Here is a 3,039-nt window from a genome sequence, read left to right on the forward strand (position 1 = left end):
TGCTCGGTGCGGCCAAGTCCGACCTAACCCCCGACGCGCACTTCACCGACTTGGGCGGAGACTCGTTGTCGGCGTTGACGTTCGGCAACCTATTGCACGAGATCTTCGATGTCGACGTGCCGGTGGGTGTGATCGTCAGCCCGGCCAACGACCTTCAGGCCATCGCCACCTACATCGAGGGCGAGCGACAGGGCACCAAGCGGCCGACGTTCGCCGCGGTGCACGGGCGCGACGCGGACGAGGTGCACGCCGCCGACCTGACGCTGGACAAGTTCCTCGACGAGGCCACGCTGGCCGCTGCGGCCGACCTGCCGAAGGGTGGCAGCGAGGTGCGGACGGTGTTGTTGACCGGTGCGACCGGATTCCTGGGCCGCTACCTGGCGCTCGACTGGCTGGAGCGGATGGATCTGGTCGACGGCAAAGTCATTGCGCTGGTTCGCGCGAAGTCCAACGAGGACGCCAGGGCCCGGCTGGACAACACCTTCGACAGCGGCGACCCGACGCTGCTCGCGCACTACCAGGAGCTTGCGGCCGACCACCTCGAAGTCATCGCCGGCGACAAGGGTGAGGCCAACCTCGGTCTGGACCCGCAGACCTGGCAGCGGCTGGCCGACACGGTCGACCTGATCGTCGACCCAGCGGCCCTGGTGAACCACGTGCTGCCGTACAGCGAATTGTTCGGCCCCAACGCGCTGGGCACCGCCGAGCTGATCAAGATCGCGCTGACCACCAAGATCAAGCCGTACACCTACGTGTCGACGATCGGGGTGGGCGACCAGATCCAGCCCGGAAAGTTCGTCGAGGACGCCGACATTCGGGAGATCAGCGCCACCCGTCAGATCAACGACGGTTACGCCAACGGCTATGGCAACAGCAAGTGGGCCGGCGAGGTGCTACTGCGCGAAGCCAACGACCTGTGCGGTTTGCCGGTCGCGGTGTTCCGCTGCGACATGATCCTGGCCGATACCACCTACGCAGGCCAGCTGAACCTGCCGGACATGTTCACCCGGCAGATGCTCAGCTTGGTCGCCACCGGTATCGCGCCCGGTTCGTTCTACGAACTCGACGCGGACGGCAATCGGCAGCGGGCCCACTACGACGGGCTGCCAGTGGAATTCATCGCTGAGGCCATCTCGAGCCTGGGAGCCCAAGTTGTCGACGGGTTCCAGACGTATCACGTGATGAACCCCTACGACGACGGCATCGGCTTCGACGAGTACGTCGACTGGCTGATCGACGCCGGGTACTCGATCCAGCGGGTCGGTGACTACGGCACCTGGCTGCAGCGGTTCGAGACGACATTGCGGACCCTGCCCGATCGGCAGCGTCAGTACTCACTGTTGCCGCTGCTGCACAACTACCAGAAGCCGCAGACGCCGATCAACGGATCGATGGCGCCGACCGATCGATTCCGCGCAGCGGTCCAAGAGGCGAAAATCGGTCCCGACAAAGACATTCCACACGTCTCGGAGCCGGTGATCGTCAAATACATCACCGATCTGCAGTTGCTCGAGCTGCTCTGACCTAAAACTGAGGCCGATCGCCACCTATCCGGCGGCGATCGGCCTCATCGTGTCAAGACTGTCAGTGGCTGGGCGCGCCGGCGCTGCTCCGGCGGAACACGCCACCCTTGTTCTCGCGCCGGTGGTGGCGTCGGGGCGCGGGCGTCATTACCTCGGTGCGGGCCGCCTCGGCGAAAGCGTCGAAAGTACTTGAGTCCGCAGGCGTCTGGAGTTCGGCGGCCCGTTGGGCCAACAACTCGACGTCCCGCGCAGTCCGGATCGTCACTCTGGCCAGGACTGCCCCGCCGACGAACACGATCAACGCGCCCAGCCCGGAAAAGTATGCGATCTCGACGACGGCGCGCTTGGCGTCCGTGGCTGCCATGGGCTGGCCGACGTCGCCGAGGCGCAAGGTCGGAGACAGCGTGCGGCCGACGATGAACCAGGCGCCGGCGATCACCGCGAGCCAGCCGCCGAACATGGCGGTGGCGCGGTTTCCGGAAATCAGCAGGAGAAATCCGCCCACTGCGGCGGTGACTCCGGGAAACACCTCCAGCCAGGCTCGGGCTGTGCTCCACACCCAAGCCTCACCGGGCGTGTACGACAAATGGAGGTAAGGGCCGATGAACGGGACCAAAGCGCCCCATGCCCCCAAGATGAGTAGGACCAATCCGCTCACCGCGCCACGGCTGCGCGGCATCTGCAGGGTCCCGAAACCTGACCGCGAGTCATTCATTTTCGAGTTCTCCTCAAACAGTGGACACGAAGTGTCAGCGCGTGCGTGATGAGTGCCCCCGCGCGACGACGCAACACCGATGCCGTCAGCGCGGGTGTCACGCTAATCCCCGAGCCTTAGATCCACCTCAGAGGCGGCGAAGTCCGGCGCCGACCGGCAACGAAACGATGTGGCCCCACAACGGTCAGTCCACGGCTTACGAGGCAGGAAGAGCAACCCAGCAACTGCTGAGTTTATTCAGGATTCAGTGCTAGTGAAGTCCCGCGACCAGTAACACAACGGCGATCGCCGGGAATGTGCCCTGCGTGAGCGCCGCCCGGGCCTTGTCCGGCGCCGACGCCAGCAACACGACCGCCGCCGCGGCCATCGACCCAACACCGGCGAAGATCAGTGCGGCACCAATCCCCTTGTGTCCCAACTCGATTGCGCCAATACCCACGCCCGTGACGATCGCCAGGAACAGATTGTAGAAGCCCTGGTTGAAGGCCAGCAACTTCGTGGTTTCGGCTTCCTCCGGAGTCGTGCCGAAGGCGGCGCGGGTGCGCTTGCTGGTCCAGGTCAGCGACTCCATCGTGAAGATGTAGACGTGCAGCAAACCGGCCAGGCCTGCGAATACCAATGCGGCGGTGATCATTGCGCCTCCTCATCTATGGTGTCGACCCGCTTCGCCCGGCTCCGCCGCGCTCGCGATCGCCACTACTCGAACAGTCCCGGCTGCCCTAACCCGCTGGCGCGCGGAGGCGGCGTCATCCCTAGGTGCGTCCACGCCTGCGGTGTCGCCACCCTGCCGCGCGGAGTGCG

4 protein-coding genes are annotated in these 3,039 nt (G+C 65.3%); 1 reads left to right on the forward strand and 3 read right to left on the reverse strand.

From position 1 onward, the window contains the following. Positions 1-1,523: thioester reductase domain-containing protein (locus VN856_RS11635; RefSeq protein ID WP_325689111.1), on the forward strand; the 1,523-nt coding region annotated here is incomplete at its 5' end. Positions 1,524-1,584: 61 nt separating this feature from the next. Here VN856_RS11635 and VN856_RS11640 read toward each other — a convergent pair. The 3 genes from VN856_RS11640 to VN856_RS11650 form a co-directional block, all read right to left on the reverse strand. Continuing rightward, positions 1,585-2,238 (reverse strand): hypothetical protein, encoded by a 654-nt coding sequence (locus VN856_RS11640; RefSeq protein WP_325689113.1) that lies wholly within the window; start codon positions 2,236-2,238, stop codon positions 1,585-1,587. A gap of 250 nt (positions 2,239-2,488) precedes the next feature. Next, positions 2,489-2,872, reverse strand: a complete 384-nt coding sequence (locus tag VN856_RS11645) for a DUF1304 domain-containing protein (protein ID WP_325689115.1) — start codon at positions 2,870-2,872, stop codon at positions 2,489-2,491. A 62-nt stretch (positions 2,873-2,934) separates the two neighbouring features. Next, positions 2,935-3,039 (reverse strand): hypothetical protein (locus VN856_RS11650; protein WP_325689117.1); only part of this gene is annotated, 105 nt, incomplete at its 5' end.

The sequence above is a fragment of the Mycobacterium sp. genome (assembly GCF_035603715.1).
Classification (GTDB): Bacteria; Actinomycetota; Actinomycetes; order Mycobacteriales; family Mycobacteriaceae; genus Mycobacterium.

Bases quoted from the DNA above. Each gene is read 5' to 3' on its own strand.
- VN856_RS11645 (WP_325689115.1), bottom strand. From the start codon at position 2,872: ATGATCACCGCCGCATTGGTATTCGCAGGCCTGGCCGGTTTGCTGCAC.
- VN856_RS11640 (WP_325689113.1), bottom strand. From the start codon at position 2,238: ATGAATGACTCGCGGTCAGGTTTCGGGACCCTGCAGATGCCGCGCAGC.